Source organism: Streptomyces sp. NPDC028314 (genome assembly GCF_055565795.1).
The window spans coordinates 1-18,799 of record NZ_JBVHTP010000017.1; the positions used below are offsets into that span (position 1 = coordinate 1).

An 18,799-nucleotide genomic window follows, 5' to 3' on the forward strand; every position below is an offset into this window, starting at 1 on the left:
AAGGTCGGCGTCCTCGCCCTCGCACCCGAAGAAGGCCTCGGCGTCCGCGACCACGAGATGCGCGCCACGCACCTCGACGCCATCAACCGATTCCGAAGCCCGCGGCCGGAGCGGACGACCGCCGAACACGACCAGGACAGCAGGAGGGGTGAGTGCGCATGACGGAGAATCCGTCCGTGGTGGGCGTCGTCGGGCTGGGAGCGATCGGGGAACCCCTGCTCCGGCTGCTGCGCGACCGCGGCTACGAAGTCATCGGCGTGGACAGCGATCCCGACGTACTGGCCCGCGTGAACCGGCGGCTGAAGACCGCCGAGGCGGCCGCCGGGGGCGGCCCGCACTGGGTGCTGACCGGCGATCTCACCGCAGTGCACGGGGCGGACGTGGTCTTCGAGGCGCTGCCGGAGGACCTCGCGCTCAAGAGCGGGGTGCTGCGCTCGGTCGACGCGCTCTGCGGTGCCTCCACGGTCCTCGTCAGCACCACCGCCTCGCTCCCCCTCCCCCGCCTCGCCGCCGCGTCCGGGCGGCCCGCGCGCACCCTGGGGCTGCGGTGCCTGAAGCCGCCGGCGGCCGGGGTCGGCGTCGAGCCGGTGCGTACCGCGATGAGCTGCGGTTCCGCGGCCGCCGTTCTGGACGGGCTGGTCGCCTCGCTGGGGCTCACGTCCGGAGCCATCGGCGCGCGGGCGGGCAGCGACGCGGGGGCGCTGGTGTACGCCTACCTCAACCGGGCCGTCGCCATGATCGAGGACGGCTACGCCGCCCGGGAGGACATCGACACGGCCATGCGCCTGGGCTGCGGACTGCCGCTCGGGCCGCTCCAACTGCTCGACGTGCTGGGCCTGGACACCGTCCACGCGGCGCTCTGCGCCTGGTACGCGAGCACCGGGGACGAGGCGTTCCGTCCGGCCCCGCTGCTCGCCGCGATGGTGCGCACCGGGACCGTGGGCCGCAAGAGCGGCCAGGGGTTCTACGCGTACGGGGACACGGGCGCGCCGGCCGGCCCGGCCGAGCGCACCACCGGGGTGGCACCGGTCGGCACGCCGGCCGGGGTCGCACTGGTCGGGGTCGTGGGTTCGGGGACGATGGCCCGCGGCATCGCCGAGGTCACCGCGACGGCGGGTGTGCGCACGGTCCTGGTCGCCCGCAGCCGCGCCAAGGCGGACGCGGCGCTGGAGGCGGTTTCCGCCTCGCTGACCCGCGCCGTGCGCCGGGGCAGGATCACGCCCGACGTCAAGGCCAGGGCGCTGGGGCTGCTCTCCGGCGCCGAGAGCCTCTCGGAGCTGGGCGACAGCGACCTGGTGATCGAGGCGACGGCGGAGGATCTCGGCCTGAAGCGGGCGGTGTTCGAACAGCTCGGCTCGGCGTGCGGGCCCGGCGCGCTGCTCGCGACCACGACCTCCAGCCTCTCCGTCGCCGCCTGCGCCGAGGCGTCGGGGCGGCCCGGGCAGGTGCTGGGGCTGCACTTCTTCAACCCGGCGCCGGCGATGCGGCTGGTCGAGCTGTCCCGTACGGCGACGACCGGCGAGGAAGCCGTGGCGCTGGCCCGGGACTTCTGTGCGCTGCTCGGCAAGACCGCCGTCGAGTGCGGGGACCGGGCGGGGTTCATCGTGAACCACCTGCTCTTCCCCTACCTGGGCGACGCCGTGCGGCTGCTGGACCGCCATGACGTCGGTATCGCGGAGACGGACGCGGCCGTACAGCACGGCTTCGGCCATCCGATGGGCCCGTTCACCCTGCTGGACGGCATCGGCCTGGACGTCTCGCTGGCCATCATGCGGCGCCTGCACGCCGAGTTCGGCGGTCGGCGGTTCGCACCGCCGCCGCTGCTCGTGGAGCTGGTCCGCCGGGGCTTCCTGGGCCGCAAGAGCGGCCAGGGCTTCAACTGCTGGCCGTGAAACGCCCCTTGGGCATCCCCGCCCTGTGCGGGTATCCCCGCCTCCGCCCGCGGACCGGACCGGACCGGTGCGCGGGCGGAGGGCGGGATCCTCTAACAGCGGGTCGATTCCTGGCCCAGGGCCGAGGGGAGGTCCGACCTGCCGCGCACCCCGAGCTTCTGGTAGGTCCGGGTCAGGTGCTGTTCGACCGTGCTCATCGTCACGAACAGCTCTTCCGCGATCTGCCGGTTGGTGCAGCCCCGAGACGCCAGCGCGGCGACCCGCTGCTCGGCCCTGCTGAGCTTGTCCGCCAGCTGGTCGCCGAACCGCTCCAGGGTCTGGGTCCGGGCTGCTCCGTCCGGGACCGGCTCGGTGATCCGCTCGTTCGACAGCCGGCTCCGCTGGGTCGGCACACCGAAGTCGCCGCCGCGCTGGAGCAGTTGCCTCGCGTGCTCCAGCGGGTGCCCGCTCCCGGCCGGCCGCGCCGGCTGCTCGACGAGGAGCTCCCGGGCCCTGGCCGGTTCACCGAGCGCGACCAGCGCCTCCGCCGCGTGGACCTGCCAGGGCAGCGACCCGGAGATCTCCAGGTCCCACGCGGCGATCAGGTCCCGACAGGCGTAGAAGTCGCCGAGCGCCGCGTGGTAGCGGCCCCCCGCGAGGTGGTAGCGGCCCCGCGCCTGGAGGTGGTGCAGCCCCGGTACCGTCTGGAACATCGCCTCCGGCACCGGTACCCGCAGGCACTCCGTCGCGGCCTCCTGGTCCCCCTGGCCGGTGCACGCCAGCACCTTCGCCGCCAGCGGCACCCCGATGGCGATGCCCCACGCCTCCGGGGTGATCAGGCTCAGGGCCTCGTCGGCACGCCGCCTGGCGGTGTCGAAGTTGCCGAGTCCGGCCTCTACCCAGGCTCCGGCGGCCGCGAGGATCGCCCGTACGACGGGTGTGCGCCGCTCGGCGTCGCGGAACAGCAGGTCGCACCACTCGGCCGCCTTGTCGAGCCGGGCCGCGTGGACCAGTGAGGTGAGGGCTGCGCCCATGGCGGCCACCGGGGCGTTCTGCGAGAGCATGCCCTGCAGCAGCCGTTCGGCCTTCTCCACCACGTCCCCCGGCGGCCCCTCGCCCCGCAGGGCGCACAGCAGCCTCGCCCCGTCCGACAACGGATCCACCAGTGCGGCCCGCCCCAGGGGTGCCCGCCCGGCCGGTGCGCCGCCGCGGCCGTGGCGCGCGCCGAGTGCGGGATACGTGTGGGCGAACCAGCTGCGCATGGTCTCCAGCAGCGTCCGGGACTCGGCCGCGAGCCGGTTCTCGCGGGCGTCGGCGTCGAGGTCCGTGAACACCTCGTCGGCCTCCTCGGGCCGGCCGTGCCAGAGCAGGTGCGCGATGAGCCGCATGCTGTGCCGGGGCTCCAGGCTGCCGCCGCGGTGGTCGGCCAGCAGCCGGTCCAGGTGCCGGCGGACCATGGCGGGGTCCACCTCCCATTCCGCCTGGGCGAGATCGGAACGGACACAGGCCCGTTGACGTTCGTCCTTGCAAAGGTCGTGAGCGGCCCGCAGGCAGGTCAGTGCCCAGGCGGCATCGTTGTCACGCAGGGCCCCGTCGGCCGTGTGCAGCAGTTCCGGAACGGCCCAGCTGTCGTCCAGCGGCCCGCCCGCGACCAGGTGGCCGGCCAGCACGGCGGGCGCGGCCCCGTCCCGGTACAGCAGCCGCGCGGCCCGGCGGTGCAGTCCTTCCCGGTACTCGGGCGGCATGTGCTCCAGGACCGTGGTCCGGGCCGCCTCGCTGGTGAACCTGCCGTGGGCGGTCAGCCCGAGGGTGTCAAGTACCCCTACCGTCGCCCGGGCGCTGCCGCCCGGCAGGTTCAGGAGCTGTTCGACGAGCCCGTGGGTGGCCGCGTCGCCGAGCAGGGCGAGCCCGCAGGCCGTGGCCCGTACGGATTCGCTGAGCTGGTCGAGCAGGTAGCGGATCGTCAGCTGGAAGGCCCGGCCCGCGTGCGGGACCTGGTCCCCGGCCCCCGCGGCCGTCCGGTCCGTCAGCAGGGCGCGCAGGAGCAGCGGATTGCCGCCCGACGCGCGCTGCCAGGCGCGCAGGGTGTCCGCGTCGGCATCGGGAGCCACCCGGCGGGTGACCTCGGCGGCGACGAGGTCCGTGGAGAGCGGGGTCAGATGGATCAGCGCGGACTGGAGGTTGCGTACGAACTCCGACGTCAGGGCGGAGGCGGAATGCAGGACTTCGGCCCGTTCGCCGAGGACCACCAGGATGCGCGACAGGCCGACCTGGCGCACTCCGTAGAGCAGGCACTGGAGGGAGGCGGGGTCGAGCTCATGGGTGTCGTCGACGGTGATGACCATGGGGCCGCGGCCGGAGAGCCGGCGCAGCAGCCGGTGGATGCCGTCGATCACCGCGATCTGGCGGGATTGCGGCAGGCAGGAGGGGTCCCAGCGGCCCGCCGAGAACCGGCGGGCCTGCTCCAGCAGTGCGGACAGTTCGTGGGCCTCGTGCGGCGTCAGATCGGCGGCGACGAACAGGTGGCCGATCGCGCTCATGGGGACGTCGCGCTCCGCCCGGGAGGCGGTGGCCCCGAGAACGGTCGCGCCGGCCGCCTCCGAGTGCGCCTGAATGCGGTGGATCAGTGAGGTCTTGCCCATGCCCGGGGCGCCGATGATGAGTGCGGCCCGCCCGTTGCCGTCACACGCTTGAGAGAACAGGTCCTTCAGGACCTGTTCCGCGCCCTCTCGCTCAACTAGCTCCATACAGTTCCCCCGTGTCTTTCCGAACCTCGAAAGAGTGTTTCAACCTACCTGTCACGGCTGCAAATGAGCGGGGTGACAGGCCGGTTTCCGCCGGAGCACGACCATGCCAAAAGACCCTGCGAACGGCCCCGGCCCGCCGTCCGCCGGGGCGGACGGCGGGGTCCGGAGGGACTCTCCCGGCCCGGCGACCTGCGCTCCCGCGCCGCCTCGGCCTCACTACGGGACCCAGGATCGGCGGGCGTCCGGGGCTCGATCGAACGCCGCAGGTCAGAGCTGACCGTTGATCAGCATCTGGCCACAGCATGACTGAAACCCGCCCCTTCCCACCTCCGCGCAGCGGACTCGGGCGACGAGCACCCGGTCGGCAGGTCGCCCCCGGCTCCAGGTCGGCCCTGCGGAGCCGGAGCGGGCGCAAGCGTCACGCCCGCCAGTCGCAAACACTTCGGAGACCGCCCGCCGGGGGCGTCGACGCCGAACGGGTCCGCAATCCCGCGGCGGCCGGCCATGGAGCAAGGATCGGTGCGATTGCGAAGAGAGCGCTCTGCGGACCGGGCGCGGGGCTCGTCGGAAAGGCCGCCGGGGCGACCCGGCCCCGACCACCAGCGGCATCGACTTTCGGCCGAGTTTGCCGCTCCCCCGGCGTACAGGGCCGCGCCGGATGCGCCCCCGGGCGCTGCGGGCGGCCCGGGAAGATCCGGGCCGCACCGCAGGTTGGGTGAACCGTGAACGAATTTTCGGCGCGGGACGCGGCAGAGGTGGACGTGGTGGTCGTCGGCGCCGGACAGGCGGGCCTGTCCGGCGCCTATCACCTGGCGAGGGCGGGGATCGGCCATGTGGTGCTGGACCACGCCCCCCGCCCGGGCGGAGCCTGGCAGTTCCGCTGGCCCTCGCTGACCTACGGCAAGGTGCACGGCATGCACGCGCTGCCCGGCATGGAGCTCACCGGCGCCGACCCGCTGCGACCCTCGTCCGAGGTGATCGGGGAGTACTTCGCGGCGTACGAGGACCGCTTCGGCCTGCGCGTGCGCCGCCCCGTGGACGTCACGGCGGTACGCGAGGGGACGGGTGGCCGGCTGCTGGTGGAGTCCTCCTCCGGCACCTGGTCGGCGCGGGCCCTGATCAACGCCACCGGCACCTGGGACAGGCCGTTCTGGCCCCGGTATCCGGGCCAGGAGACCTTCCGCGGCCGGCAGCTGCACACCGCGAACTATCCCGGCCCGCAGGAGTTCGCCGGAGCCCGGGTCGTGGTCGTGGGCGGCGGCACCTCGGCGGTACAGCACCTGCTGGAGATCTCCGAGGTGGCGGCGGAGACCACGTGGGTCACCCGTCGCCCCCCGGTGTTCCGCGAGAGCGACTTCGGCGAGGCCGCGGGCCGGGCTGCGGTGGCCCTGGTCGAGGAGCGGGTACGCCGGGGCCTGCCCCCGCAGAGCGTGGTCAGCGTGACCGGGCTGGCCCTGACCGAGGCCGTGCGCGCGGGGCTGGACTCGGGGGTGCTGGAGCGCCGGGTGATGTTCGACCGGATCACCCCGACCGGGGTCGCCTGGGGCGACGGCCGGCTGATGGACGCCGACGTGATCCTGTGGGCCACCGGATTCCGGGCCGCCGTCGACCACCTGGCCCCGCTCCGCCTGCGCGAGCCGGGCGGCGGGATCCGGGTCGAGGGGACCAGGGCGGTCCGGGACGACCGGGTCCACCTGGTCGGCTACGGCCCGTCGGCCTCGACCATCGGGGCCAACCGGGCCGGTGGCGCGGCGGTCCGGGAGATCCGCCGCCTGCTGGCCCGCGAACCCGCGCGGACGGGCGCGCTCTGACCGTGCCCGGAACCCCGCTCCGGGCACGGCGGGGCAGTGGTTTCAGCGGCCGGGCGGGCCCGCCTGCGCGGTCCCGGCGGGCGGCCGGGCGTCGGCGCGGTACCTGTTGAACTCCGCGACGTGTTTCTTGTGCTCCTCGTACGTCGCCGAGAAGCGGGTGTCCCCCGGTTTGACGGTGACGAAGAACAGCCAGTCGCCCGGGGTCGGCGCAACCGCCGCCGCCATGGCCTCGAGCCCGGGGCTGTCGATGGGTGTGGGCGGCAGGCCCTGGCGTTCGTAGGAGTTGAAGGGGCTGTCGATCCTCGTCTCGCTCAGCTTCGTGTCCACCGTGCTGCGGTTCAGCGCGTAGTTGATGGTGGAGTCCATCTGGAGCGGCATCGACTTCGCCAGCCGGTTGTGCACCACCCGCGCGACCTTGCCCATGTCGCCGCGGCTGTCGGCCTCCGCCTGGATGATGCTCGCGAGCGTGGCCGTCTGGTACGGGGTCATCCCGTGGGCCTTGGCGCCGTCCGCCACCGCCGTGGTGGCCAGTTTCAGGTTCGCCGTCCGCACCATGTACGCCAGCACCGAGGCCGGGGTGGACTTGGAGGTCACCGGGTACGTCGCCGGGAAAAGGTAGCCCTCCGGGTTGCCCTTCGCCTCCGGCGGCAGGGCCAGTCCGGCCGTGGCGACCGCCGACTTCGTGGATCCCGCGGCGAGTTTCAGCTCGCGGTCCACGGCGGCGTAGACCTGTGGGGCCCGCCAGCCTTCGGGGATTACCAGCGGACGGGGCTTCTCGGGCGCCTCCTCGCCGGGCAGCAGCGGCATCAGGACCGCGGTCCCGAGCCCGAGGCCGAGGAGCGTGCCGAGGAAGAGCGCCAGTCGGCCCCGGCGGGTGAGCCGGTGGCGGCGCTGTGGCGGCCGGTACTCATCGCGCATACCGGCACGCTAACCCGCAGAGCGTGAGATTCCCGGCATCTCACCCAGGAGCGGTCATACGATCACACGTTTACCGGTGTCGGCACGGCGTCCCCGGCCGCCCCGGCCGTCGCCTTCCCGTTCAGCGTCTTCCCGTCCAGGGCCTTCCCGTCCAGCGCCTTCTCCGGAAGCACCGCCGCGTCCCGGTCCCGGCGGACCAGGGCCGCGTACCGCCCGTCGGCCGCCAGCAGTTCCTCGTGCGTACCGCGCTCGGCTATCCGCCCGGCGTCCAGCACGACGATCTGGTCGGCGTCGCGGACGGTGGAGAGGCGGTGCGCGATGGTGATGGTGGTGCGGCCCGCGGAGAGGTTGTCGATGGCCTGCTGCACGGCATGCTCCGTTCGGGTGTCGAGAGCGCTGGTGGCCTCGTCGAGGATCAGCACCGGCGGGTCGCGCAGGATGGTCCGGGCGATGGCCAGGCGCTGCTTCTCTCCGCCCGAGAAGCGGTAGCCCCGCTCGCCGACCAGGGTGTCGTACCCGTCGGGCAGGGACGCGATGTGGTCGTGGATCTGGGCCGCGCGGGCCGCCTCGGCGATCTCCTCGTCGGTGGCGTCGGGCTTGGCGAAGCGCAGGTTGTCGGCGACCGAGGCGTGGAAGAGGTAGGTCTCCTGGGAGACCACGCCGATGGACCGGGCCAGCGAGTCGAAGTCCAGGTCGCGTACGTCCACCCCGTCGAGGGCGACCCGCCCGCCCGTCACGTCGTAGAGCCGGGGCACCAGGTAGCTCAGGGTGCTCTTGCCGGATCCGGTGGGTCCGACCACGGCGAGGGAGCCGCCGGCCGGGACGGTGATGTCGATGCCCGTCAGCGTGGGGCCGTTCTTGGCCTCGTACGCGAAGTGCACGTCCTCCAGCCGGACCTCTCCCCTGGCCCGTTCCAGCCGCACGGCGTCCTCGCGCTCGGTGATGTCCACCGGCAGGTCGAGGTACTCGAAGATGCGGGCGAACAGTGCGAGCGAGGTCTGGATCTGCACACCGGTCGACAGCAGGCTCACGGCGGGCCGGAACAGGCCCTGCTGGAGGGTGACGAAGGCGACGAGGGTGCCGACGGAGAGCGAGGGGGCGCCGGTCTGCAGGGCGATGCCCGCGGCCCAGTAGATGAGCGCGGGCATGGCGGCCATGACGATGCCGATGGTGGACATCCGCCAGCGCCCGGCCATGCTGGAGCGCACTTCGAGCCCGACGAGCTTCTCGGACTCCTCGGAGAAGGACCGGGTGAGGGAGTCGGCCCGGCCCATGGTCCGGCCGAGCAGGATGCCGCTCACCGACAGGGACTCGGTGACGGTCGCGGCCATGGCAGCCATCTGCTTCTGCCGCTGCGTGGTGATCTTCTTGCGCTCACGGCCCACGCGCCGGCTGATCCACACGAAGACGGGGAGCAGCAGGAGCGAGACGAGGGTGAGGCGCCAGTCCAGCGCGAGCATGGCCACGACCGAGGCGATCACGGCCGTCAGGTTGGAGACGAGCGAGGTCGCCGTGGAGGTCACGGTGGCCTGCATGCCGCCGATGTCGTTGGCTATGCGGGACTGGACCTCTCCGGTGCGGGTCCGGGTGAAGAAGGCCAGCGGCATCCGCTGGAGCTGGGCGTAGACGGCGGTGCGCAGGTCGTGCATGACGCGCTGGCCGACGGTGGTGGATATCAGGGTCTGGAGCACGCCGAAGACGCTCGTGACGACGGCGGTGAGGATCATGCCGAGCGCGAGCAGGCTGAGCAGCCCGGTCCGGCCCTGGGGTATCGCGACGTCCAGGATCTCCTTCAGCAGGAACGGCGAGGCGACGCCGACCAGCGAGGAGGCGCCGACGAGCGCGCCGACGACGGCGAGGCGGCCGCGGTAGGGACGGAAGAGGCCGACGATGCGGCGCAGCTCGCGGGGCTGGTCCGCCGGGGCCGGGCGGCTGGGGTCGAGGGATTCTTTCGCCGGGGTCCACTCGGGTTCTTTGGGGCGCATGGGCCTCCTTCTGATGAGACTCGCATGAGCTTAGCTCATTGTTACCTATACTCACAATGAATTTGGTCCTGATACTCTTCCCGTCATGAGGACCGCCGTCATGAGGACCGCAGCATGAGCACCGCTTCCGAGACCGACAGCACCGACGGGGTCCTGGCCGAGCAGCTGCTCCGCCTGACCCGCCGGCTGCACCGCATCCAGAAGCGCCATCTCGAACCCCTCGGGATCACTCCCGCCCAGTCAAGGCTGCTGCGGCTGGTCTCGCATTACGACGGCGCCCAGCCGCCCCGGATGGCGGATCTCGCCGCCCGCCTGGAGGTGGTCCCCCGCGCCGTGACCACGCTGGTCGACGGGCTGGAGGCGGCCGACTGCGTACGCCGCGCCCCCGACCCCGCGAACCGGCGGGTCATCCGGATCGAGCTGACCGACACCGGCCGCGCCACGCTGCGCCGGCTGCGCAACGCGCGGACCGACGCGGCAGAGGAGATCCTGGCTCCACTGACCGCCGAACAGCGCACGGTGCTCGGCGGCCTGCTGAACGCTCTGACGGACGCCCCGGCGGAGCGCGTCTGCTGAGATCGCCGCCGAGCCGAGGGGTCGCACATGCCGCTGCTGGAACCGGAGCCGGGCGCCCTGCGGCCGCGCGGCATGAGCGGCCCCTCGCCCGACCGCGTGCCCGACCGGCAGGCCTCCGGGACCCCGGAGCGGCTGCGCGCCGACCTCTCGGAGCTGCTGGGCGCCGAGAAGGTGCTGTGGAAGGTCTCCGACCTGGTCCGCTACGCCTCCGACGCCTCCCCGTACCGGTTCGTCCCGCAGGTCGTGGTGGTCGCCGAGGACATCGACGACATCTCCGCGGTGCTCTCGTACGCGCACGGCAGGCAGCGCGAGGTGGTCTTCCGCGCCGCCGGGACCTCGCTCAACGGCCAGGCGCAGGGTGAGGACATCCTGGTCGACGTACGCCGCCACTGGTCCGGGGTCGAGGTGCTGGACGGCGGCCTCCGGGCCCGGATCCAGCCCGGCACCACCGTGGTGCGGGCCAATGCCGCGCTGGCCCGCCACGGCCGGGTCCTCGGCCCCGACCCGGCCAGTGCCATCGCCTGCACCCTGGGCGGGGTGGTGGCGAACAACGCCTCCGGCATGACCGCCGGGACCACCAGGAACTCGTACCGCACACTGTCCTCCCTCACCCTCGTCCTGCCGACGGGCACCGTCGTGGACACCGCCGACCCGCTGGCCGACGAGGAGCTGGCGCGCGCCGAACCCGCCCTGTGCCACGGGCTGATGGAGATCAAGAAGGAGATCGAGGCCGATCCCGCCCTGGTCGCCCGGATCCGCGCCAAGTACGAGATCAAGAACACCACCGGCTACCGGCTCGACGCGTACCTCGACGGCAACACCCCCGTGGAGATCCTGCGCGGGCTGGCGGTGGGCTCCGAAGGCACCCTCGGGTTCATCTCCGAGGTCGTCTTCGACACCCTGCCGCTGGAACGGGAACTCACCACCGCCCTGCTGTTCTTCCCCTCCCTGCCCGCAGCGGCGGCGGCCGTGCCGCTCTTCAACGAAGCCGGCGCGATCGCCGTCGAGGTGATGGACGGCAACACCCTGCGCGCCTCGGTCAGCGTGGCCGGCGTGCCCGCCGACTGGGCGGGGCTGCCGAAGGACACCACCGCGCTGCTGGTGGAGTTCCGGGCCGCGGACCAGGCGGGCCGGGCCGAGTGCGAGCGGCGCGCGGCCGAGGTCCTCGCCCGGCTGGAGCTGGTGGCGCCGGCGGCCTCGGTGACCAACGCCTTCACCAGCGACCCGAAGACCGTCTCCGGCTACTGGACGGCCCGCAAGGCGTTCGTCACCGCCGTCGGCGGAGCCCGCGCCCCCGGCACCACGCTGATCACCGAGGACTTCGCGGTGCCGCCCTCCCGGCTGGCCGAGGCGTGCGAAGCGCTCCTGGAACTCCAGGCGGAGCACGGGTTCGACGCGGCCGTGGCCGGTCACGCCGCCCACGGCAACCTGCACTTCCTGCTCGCCTTCGACGCCGCCGATCCGGCCGACGTACAGCGGTACGCGGCCTTCATGGACGCGTTCTGCCGGCTCACCGTGGAGCGCTTCGACGGCTCGCTCAAGGCCGAGCACTCCACCGGCCGCAACATCGCCCCCTTCCTGGAACTGGAATGGGGGCCCAGGGCCACCGAACTGATGTGGCGCACCAAGCGGGTCATCGACCCCGACGGCGTCCTGGCCCCCCGGATCCTGCTCGACCGCGACCCGCGCGGGCACCTGCGCGGCCTCAAGACGATTCCGCGGGTGGAGGCGGTCGCCGATCCCTGCATCGAGTGCGGGTTCTGCGAACCGACCTGCCCCAGCGGGGACCTGACGACCACTCCGCGGCAACGGATCGTGCTGCGCCGCGAGATGATGCGCCAGCAGCCCGGCTCCCCGGTGCTCGAAGGGCTGCTGGAGGCCTACGGCTACGACGCCGTGGACACCTGCGCGGGCGACTCCACCTGCAAGCTCGCCTGTCCCGTCGGCATCGACACGGGCGCCCTGATGAGGGACTTCCGCCACCGCCGGCACGGCCCGCGCGAGGAACGCGCCGCCGAGCTGGCCGCGCGGCGGTTCCGCAGCGTCGAGGCGGCCGCCCGGCTCGCCGTGGCCGCCGCCGACAAAATCGGCGACCGGGTCGGAGACCGGCTCCTGCACGCGGTGACGGGGGCCGCCCGCAAGGCCGTGAGTCCGGAGCTGGTGCCGCAGTGGCTGCCGCAGATCCCCGGTGCCGCGGCCCGGCGGCTGCCCGTGACCCGGCGGGTGGGAGCCTCGGCGGTGTACTACCCGGCTTGCGTCAACCGCATCTTCGGCGGCCCGGAGGGCGAGCCCGGGCCGTCCCTGCCGGAGGCCGTGGTCGCCGTGTCCGAGCGGGCCGGGAAGCCGGTGTGGATCCCGGGCGATGTGAGGGGGACCTGCTGCGCGACGATCTGGCACTCCAAGGGCTACGACGCCGGGAACCGGGTGATGGCCAACCGGATCGTGGAGTCCGCCTGGGGCTGGACGGCCGGCGGGCGGCTGCCACTGGTGGTCGACGCGTCGTCCTGCACCCTGGGCATCGCCCACGAGGTGGTCCCGTACCTCACGGACGACAACCGGGCGCTGCACGCGCAGCTGCGCGTCGTGGACTCCGTGGTCTGGGCGGCGGAGGAGCTGCTGGATCACTTGGAGATCCGGCGCACGGTCGGCTCGGCGGTGCTCCACCCCACCTGCTCGATGCGGCACCTGGGCGACGAGGCGCAGCTCTTGGCGGTGGCGGGGGCCTGCGCCGAGGAGGTGGTGGTCCCGGACGACGCGGGCTGCTGCGGCTTCGCGGGCGACCGCGGGATGCTGCACCCGGAGCTGACCGCCGCGGCTACCGCCCGCGAGGCCGCGGAGGTGACGGCGCGGTCCTTCGACGCGTACCTGTCCGCGAACCGGATGTGCGAGGTGGGCATGGAACGGGCCACCGGCCGCGGCTACCGTTCGGCCCTGCTCGAACTGGAGCGCGCCACCCGCCCCTGAGCCCCGCCGGTGAGCTGCGCGTACGTGGTCCGGCGCGGCGGCGGAGCGCACCGCGGCGAGCCCGTGCGCACGGAAAAACCGATTGCCCCGGACTGGTCCGGAAGACCAACCTTGTGTGGTTGTGAACCACTCGACCAGTCATGGGGCGTCATGCAGATCAGCGATCTTCCGTATCCGGACCCAGGGGTACCCGACGCTCGCTCCGGCCCTCGGTTCCTCGTGTGGCTGGGCCGCAATCAGCTCGGCGGACAGGCCAAAAGCCTGTGCTGGGGACTGTTGCACCACATCGGTATCGCCGGACTGCCCTTCGCGGTGGGCTTCGGCGTCGAGGCGGTCGTGGACCGCGACGGCGGTCGGCTGGTGCTCGTCGGCGCCCTGATCGCGCTGCTCGGCATCGCCATCTCCGTCGGCGACGCCATGCTGCACCGGACGGCCGTCACCAACTGGATCACCGCTGCCGCCCGCGTGCAGCAGCTGCTCGCCCGCAAGACCGCCGACCTGGGGTCCGCCCTGACCCGGCGGGTCGCGGCCGGAGAGGTCGTCGCGGTGTCCACCGGCGACGTCGAGAAGATCGGCTGGTTCGTGGAGGCGGTCTCGCGCTTCCTCGCGGCGGCCGTGGCCATCGTGCTGGTCTGCGTCGGCCTGGTGCTGTACGCGCCGGCCCTGGGCGTGGTCGTGGCCGTCGGGATGCCGCTGCTGGCCCTCGCCTCGCTGCCGTTGCTCCCCCGCGCCACCCGGCGCGCGGACTTCCAGCGCGAGAAGGCGGGCCGGGCCACCGAGCTCGCCTCCGACACCGTGGCGGGCCTGCGGGTACTGCGCGGCATCGGCGGTGAGGAACTGTTCCTCGGCCGCTACCGCGCGGCCTCCCAGGAGGTGCGCGAGGCCGCCGTGCGCAGTGCCCGGATGTGGGCGCTGATCTCGGCGATCCAGGTGTTCCTGCCGGGCCTGCTGATGATCACCGTGGTCTGGTACGGCTCCTCGCTCGTCCTGGACGGCCGGCTCGCGGTCGGCGAACTCGTCGCCGTCTTCAGCGCGGTGTCCCTGCTGCTCTACCCCCTGCGGTCCGTGGAGGAGATCGCGATGGCGTACTCGTTCTCGCGGCCCTCCGCGAAGCGGGCCGCCCGGGTGCTGACGCTGACGCGGACCGACGCCGGTGCGCCGGCGCAGGAAGCCGCGCAGCGAGCGGAGGCCGCCGTGGTCCCGCAAGCCCCGGCTCCGGGCGGGGAGCTGTACGACCCCGAGACCGGACTGCTGGTCCCGGCGGGGCAGTTCACCGCCGTGGTGTGCGGGGACCCGGACCTGGCGGGGCGGCTCGCGGAGCGGCTCGGGGGCCACCCGACGGACGCCGCCGACACCGCTGCCGGCGGGGCCTCCGTGCTGCTGGGCGGGGTCGCGCTGGACGAACTCGCGCTGGACACCGCCCGCACGCTGGTCCTCGTACAGGACAAGGATCCGGTGCTGCTGTCCGGGACGCTGCGCGAGCTGTTCGACGTACCGGCGTCCGGAGCGGTGACGCCCGCGGCGGCGCTGGACGCCGCCCAGTGCGCCGACGTCCTCGACGCGCTGCTCCAGTCGGCGCCCGACGGGGTCGAGGACCCCATGGACGCCCGGATCACCGAGCGCGGCCGGTCGCTGTCCGGCGGCCAGCGCCAGCGGCTCGCGCTGGCCCGGTCCCTGGTCACCGACCCTGAGGTGCTGGTGCTGGACGAGCCGACCTCGGCGGTCGACTCGCACACCGAGGCGCGGATCGCGGACGGCATCGCGGCTCTGCGCGCGGGGCGCACCACGGTGGTGCTGGCCTCGTCGCCGCTGCTGCTGGACCGCGCCGACCGGGTCGTCCTCGTCCACGAGGGCGCGGCCCTGCCGGCCGGTACGCACCGTGAGCTGCTGCGCGGCGACGCGCGCTACCGGGCGGTCGTCACCCGCGAGACCGAAGAGGAACAGCGGCTCGCCCGCATCGAACTGGCACGACTCGAAGAAGAACTCACAGAGATCGAGGAATCCGCATGATCGGCGTGGCGCCCCCGGACTACGATCCGGCGGCCCCCGAATCGGCCGCGACGCTGCCCGTGGGCACGTCGGCGACCGTGCGGGGATATGTGCGCGGTCTGCTCCGGCGCCACCGGCGGGCCTTCGCTGTGCTGGTGACGGTCAACGCGGTCGCGGTGATCGCCTCCATGGTCGGCCCGTACCTGCTGGGGCGGGTCGTGGACGATCTTGCGGCGGGGGCCCGCGAACTCCACCTGGGCACGGTGGCGCTGCTGTTCGCGGGAGCGCTCGTCGTGCAGACCTGCTTCGTCCGCCTCGTCCGGCTGCGCGGGGCGATGCTCGGCGAGGAGATGCTGGCCGATCTGCGCGAGGACTTCCTGGTGCGCTCGGTCGGCCTGCCGCCGGGCGTACTGGAGCGGGCGGGTACCGGTGACCTGCTGTCGCGGATCACCACCGACATCGACCGGCTCGGCAACGCGATGCGCGAGGCCGTGCCGCAGCTCGCCATCGGCGTGGTGTGGGCGGGGCTGCTGTTCGGGGCGCTGGCCGTCACCGCGCCGCCGCTGGCCCTGGCCGCGCTGGTGGCGCTGCCGGTCCTGGTGGCCGGCTGCCGCTGGTACTTCCGGCGGGCGCCCTCGGCGTACCGCTCGGAGTCGGCGGGGTACGCGGCGGTCGCGGCGGCTCTGACCGAGACGGTGGACGCGGGCCGCACCATCGAGGCACACCGCCTCGGGGAGCGCCGGATCGCCATGTCGGAGCGCCGGATCAAGGAGTGGACGGCGTGGGAGCGGTACACGCTGTTCCTGCGGACCGTCCTCTTCCCCGTCATCAACGTCACCTACGTGACGATCCTCGGCTCCGTGCTGATGATCGGCGGCTACTGCGTGCTCCGGGGCTGGATGTCGGTGGGGCAGCTGACCACGGGCGCACTGCTCGCACAGATGATGGTCGACCCGATCGGTCTGATCCTGCGCTGGTACGACGAGCTCCAGGTCGCGCAGGTGTCGCTGGCCCGGCTGGTGGGCGTGCGGGAGATCGAGCCCGACACGGGTGACGCCGCGGTGTCCCCGGCGGGGCGGGCGGTGCGCGCGGACGAGGTGCACTTCGGCTACCGGGAGGGCGTGGACGTCCTGCACCGGGTGTCGATGGCGGTCCCGCCCGGCACCCGGATGGCGCTGGTCGGCCCCTCGGGCGCGGGCAAGTCCACCCTGGGCCGGCTGCTGGCGGGCATCTACGCACCGCGGACCGGGGAGATCACCCTGGGCGGTGCGCAGCTGTCGCGGATGCCGGCGGAGCGGGTGCGCGAGCACGTGGCGCTGGTCAACCAGGAGCACCACGTGTTCGTGGGTTCGCTGCGGGACAACCTGCGCCTGGCCCGGACGGGCGCGCAGGACGCCGAACTGTGGGCTGCGCTGGGCGCGGTGGACGCGGACGGCTGGGCGCGGGCCCTGGAGTCGGGGCTGGACACCGAGGTCGGCTCCGGCGCCGCCGCGCTGACCCCGGCGCAGGCGCAGCAGATCGCGCTGGCCCGGCTGGTGCTGGCGGACCCGCACACGCTGGTGCTGGACGAGGCCACGTCGCTGCTGGATCCGCGCGCCGCCCGGCATCTGGAGCGTTCGCTGGCCCGCGTGCTGGACGGCCGGACGGTCATCGCGATCGCCCACCGGCTGCACACCGCGCACGACGCGGACGTGATCGCGGTGGTCGAGGGCGGCCGGATCAGCGAACTCGGCTCGCACGACGAGCTGGTCGCGGCCGACGGCGCGTACGCCGCGCTGTGGCGTTCCTGGCACGGGTGACCCCTGCGCCGTGGCTCCGCACCGGGGCCACGGCGGATGCCGGTTTCCGTACCGCCCGGCCTCGGGCGGTACGGAAACCGGCGGTGGCTTCGGGACGGGTCACGCCTTGCGGAGCCGGCCGATGATGCCGTTGAGGTCGTCGATCATCATGTAGTCGCGGACGAAGTGGCCGCCGGGCTCCTCGTGCCATTCGTGCGGGATGCCGGCCCGGTCGAGGGCGCCGCGGAACTCCCGCTGGCCGGCGAGTACGTGGGTCTCGTTGAAACCGTCGAACGGGTTGGTCGGGTCGGGGCTGGTGCCGGCGACGAGGAAGACCCGCTTGTTGCGGTAGCTCTCGATGCGCTCGATCGGGTTGTCGGCGGTGACCCGGGCCTGGTCCCACAGCGGCGCGCCGTAGACCGTGCCGCCGCCCAGGTCGGCGACCGCGGAGGACACGTTGGCCCAGTGCACGACCGCGCCGTTGTCGCGGCGCAGGCTCGCCGGTCCGGAGTGGGCGCTCACCGAGGCGAAGTGGCCCCAGTACTTGGCCGCGTACTTGAGGGCGCCGAAACCGCCCATCGAGAACCCGGCGACGGCGCGGCCGTCGTACTCGGCGAAGGTGCGGAAGTTCGCCTCGATCCACGGGAGCAGCTGCCCGATGTGGAAGTTCTCCCAGTTCCGGGGGCCGACGAAGGTGTTGACCGGGTTGGAGTACCAGCCCGCGTGTCCGCCGTCGGGCATTACGACGATGATCGGCTTGCCGGCGGTCCAGGCGCGGATGCCCAGCCGGTCGAAGGTGATGAAGTCCTGGTCGGTGCCGCCGCCGTGGAAGAGGTAGAGGACGGGGTAGGTGCGTCCGCTCCAGTGGTAGTCGTCGGGGAGCAGGACGTTGACTCCGGGGTTCCAGCCGATCTGGTCGGTCTCGAACCGGTAGTACCACATGCGGGAGTCGGTCTCGTTGCGGTCCTTGATGCGCAGCCCGAAGCCGTCTTCGGCAGCGCTGGCCGCCGAGGCCGTGCCGAGGACGCCGGCGCCCCCGAGGGCCATCGCCGCGGAGAGTCCGCCGACGGACTTCAGGACGTTCCTGCGGGTGGGGCGGTGCTCGCTCACGTTGAACTCCTGGTCGGGAAGTGGGGAGTGGGGGTCGGGTCAGTTGGTGGTGGTCCAGGTCCCCCTGGCCGGGTTCCAGTGGATGGTGGCGTTCTGGAAGCGCTGGGCCTTGCCGCCCGCCTCGTCCTCCTCGTCGGAGACCGGGTAGCCGAACACGCCCTCGTGGCCGCCGGCGTGGAACGCGTCGTAGATCGCCCCGTGGAGCACGTGCGTCCCGGTCTGCGGCGACCACAGGAACAGCCCGCGCTCGAAGTACTGGTAGCGGCCGCGGGTCCCGTTCGGCGCCTTGGAGGCGTCGGCCTCGTCCATCGTCGGGAAGCCCCAGCGCCGCTCGGCGTCGGTCCCCCAGAACTTGTTCAGGATCTCGCCGTGGATCGCGTAGGCCTCGTCCGGGCGCCAGATGATGATCCCGTTCTGGAACCCCTGGAAGCGCCCGCCCAGGGAGGAGTCGCGCTCGCCCGCGACCGGCCAGCCCAGCGCGCCGCCCGGGCCGCCCAGGCTGTCGTACTTCGCCGCGATCCGGCCGTACGGCATCAGGTCGTCCAGCCGGTGGTAGCGGCGGGGCGAGAAGCCCCGGAGCCCGTCGCCCCACACCCGCTCCTCCGCCACGTGCCCAAAGTCGTACTCCTCTCGGACCACCGGTTGTGTGTGGGCTCCGTCGGCCCACCGGACGAACAGGGCCACGTGGTCGGTACCGCCCGAGTCGCGCAGCAGCGCGTCACCGGGCTGCAGGTCGGCGGCCGGTATCTCGGCGGTGACGTCCCACAGGCCCCAGGTGGTCAGGGAGGTGCCCAGGTGCCAGGCCATCGACACGAAGCCCGAGCAGTCCGGGCGGTAGCAACCGAACTGGTTGTCGTGGCAGCCGCTCTGGCTGTAGGGCACCTGCTCGGCGATCCACGACCACGCCCGGTCCATCACCTCGCCCCGCCCGATCGAACCGTCCGGTTCCGACGCGCTCGCGGTCGGCGCCGCGGAGAACGTGATCGCGACGGCCGCCAGTACGGGCGTCAGCGCCCCGATCACCCTGCGAAGGATCAGCGATCTCATGGC

At 73.1% G+C, this 18,799-nt stretch carries 11 protein-coding genes; 6 read left to right on the forward strand and 5 right to left on the reverse strand.

Annotated elements, in window-relative coordinates; translation table 11 throughout:
• Positions 1 to 158: 158 nt before the first annotated feature.
• Positions 159 to 1,892, forward strand: a complete 1,734-nt coding sequence (locus ACZ4TG_RS31700) for a 3-hydroxyacyl-CoA dehydrogenase family protein (RefSeq protein ID WP_468169454.1) — start codon at positions 159 to 161, stop codon at positions 1,890 to 1,892.
• Positions 1,893 to 1,984: 92 nt separating this feature from the next.
• On the opposite strand, the gene ACZ4TG_RS31705 is transcribed toward ACZ4TG_RS31700, so the two are convergent.
• Positions 1,985 to 4,618 (reverse strand): helix-turn-helix transcriptional regulator, encoded by a 2,634-nt coding sequence (locus tag ACZ4TG_RS31705; RefSeq protein ID WP_468169457.1) that lies wholly within the window; start codon positions 4,616 to 4,618, stop codon positions 1,985 to 1,987.
• Between the two features lie 722 nt (positions 4,619 to 5,340).
• On the opposite strand from ACZ4TG_RS31705, the gene ACZ4TG_RS31710 reads away from it, so the two are divergent.
• On the forward strand, positions 5,341 to 6,429 hold the full coding sequence (locus ACZ4TG_RS31710; protein ID WP_468169459.1) for an NAD(P)-binding domain-containing protein: 1,089 nt from the start codon (positions 5,341 to 5,343) through the stop codon (positions 6,427 to 6,429).
• A gap of 42 nt (positions 6,430 to 6,471) precedes the next feature.
• Here the strand turns inward: ACZ4TG_RS31710 and mltG are convergent, their stop codons facing one another.
• Entirely contained in the window at positions 6,472 to 7,347 is an 876-nt protein-coding gene (mltG, locus tag ACZ4TG_RS31715) for an endolytic transglycosylase MltG (RefSeq protein ID WP_468169462.1), read from the reverse strand.
• Between the two features lie 62 nt (positions 7,348 to 7,409).
• On the reverse strand, positions 7,410 to 9,332 hold the full coding sequence (locus ACZ4TG_RS31720) for an ABC transporter ATP-binding protein (RefSeq protein WP_468169465.1): 1,923 nt from the start codon (positions 9,330 to 9,332) through the stop codon (positions 7,410 to 7,412).
• Between the two features lie 114 nt (positions 9,333 to 9,446).
• Between ACZ4TG_RS31720 and ACZ4TG_RS31725 the strand changes: the two genes are divergently transcribed.
• From ACZ4TG_RS31725 to ACZ4TG_RS31740, 4 genes are all read left to right on the forward strand, one after another.
• Positions 9,447 to 9,908 carry a MarR family winged helix-turn-helix transcriptional regulator gene (locus tag ACZ4TG_RS31725; RefSeq protein WP_468169468.1) on the forward strand — a complete coding sequence of 154 codons (462 nt, stop codon included), beginning with the start codon at positions 9,447 to 9,449 and terminating at the stop codon, positions 9,906 to 9,908.
• Positions 9,909 to 9,935: 27 nt separating this feature from the next.
• Positions 9,936 to 12,872 (forward strand): FAD-binding and (Fe-S)-binding domain-containing protein, encoded by a 2,937-nt coding sequence (locus ACZ4TG_RS31730; protein ID WP_468169471.1) that lies wholly within the window; start codon positions 9,936 to 9,938, stop codon positions 12,870 to 12,872.
• A 150-nt stretch (positions 12,873 to 13,022) separates the two neighbouring features.
• Complete coding sequence (locus ACZ4TG_RS31735) at positions 13,023 to 14,882, forward strand: ABC transporter transmembrane domain-containing protein (RefSeq protein ID WP_468169474.1); 1,860 nt, start codon at positions 13,023 to 13,025, stop codon at positions 14,880 to 14,882.
• On the forward strand, positions 14,879 to 16,660 hold the full coding sequence (locus ACZ4TG_RS31740) for an ABC transporter ATP-binding protein (protein WP_468169477.1): 1,782 nt from the start codon (positions 14,879 to 14,881) through the stop codon (positions 16,658 to 16,660). Before ACZ4TG_RS31735 ends, ACZ4TG_RS31740 begins: the two co-directional genes overlap by 4 nt.
• Before the next feature lie 99 nt (positions 16,661 to 16,759).
• On the opposite strand, the gene ACZ4TG_RS31745 is transcribed toward ACZ4TG_RS31740, so the two are convergent.
• Both ACZ4TG_RS31745 and ACZ4TG_RS31750 read right to left on the reverse strand, forming a co-directional pair.
• Positions 16,760 to 17,749, reverse strand: coding sequence for an alpha/beta hydrolase-fold protein (locus ACZ4TG_RS31745; RefSeq protein WP_468169480.1), 990 nt, complete (start codon positions 17,747 to 17,749; stop codon positions 16,760 to 16,762).
• Positions 17,750 to 17,788: 39 nt separating this feature from the next.
• A complete protein-coding gene (locus ACZ4TG_RS31750; protein ID WP_468169483.1) occupies positions 17,789 to 18,796 on the reverse strand; it encodes a hypothetical protein in 1,008 nt (335 codons plus the stop codon).
• Positions 18,797 to 18,799: the final 3 nt, after the last annotated feature.

Coding starts and splice junctions, on each gene's coding strand:
- ACZ4TG_RS31705 (WP_468169457.1), bottom strand. CDS start 4,618: ATGGAGCTAGTTGAGCGAGAGGGCGCGGAACAGGTCCTGAAGGACCTG.
- ACZ4TG_RS31725 (WP_468169468.1), top strand. CDS start 9,447: ATGAGCACCGCTTCCGAGACCGACAGCACCGACGGGGTCCTGGCCGAG.
- ACZ4TG_RS31735 (WP_468169474.1), top strand. CDS start 13,023: ATGCAGATCAGCGATCTTCCGTATCCGGACCCAGGGGTACCCGACGCT.
- ACZ4TG_RS31740 (WP_468169477.1), top strand. CDS start 14,879: ATGATCGGCGTGGCGCCCCCGGACTACGATCCGGCGGCCCCCGAATCG.
- ACZ4TG_RS31750 (WP_468169483.1), bottom strand. CDS start 18,796: ATGAGATCGCTGATCCTTCGCAGGGTGATCGGGGCGCTGACGCCCGTA.
- mltG (WP_468169462.1), bottom strand. CDS start 7,347: ATGCGCGATGAGTACCGGCCGCCACAGCGCCGCCACCGGCTCACCCGC.
- ACZ4TG_RS31720 (WP_468169465.1), bottom strand. CDS start 9,332: ATGCGCCCCAAAGAACCCGAGTGGACCCCGGCGAAAGAATCCCTCGAC.
- ACZ4TG_RS31730 (WP_468169471.1), top strand. CDS start 9,936: ATGCCGCTGCTGGAACCGGAGCCGGGCGCCCTGCGGCCGCGCGGCATG.
- ACZ4TG_RS31700 (WP_468169454.1), top strand. CDS start 159: ATGACGGAGAATCCGTCCGTGGTGGGCGTCGTCGGGCTGGGAGCGATC.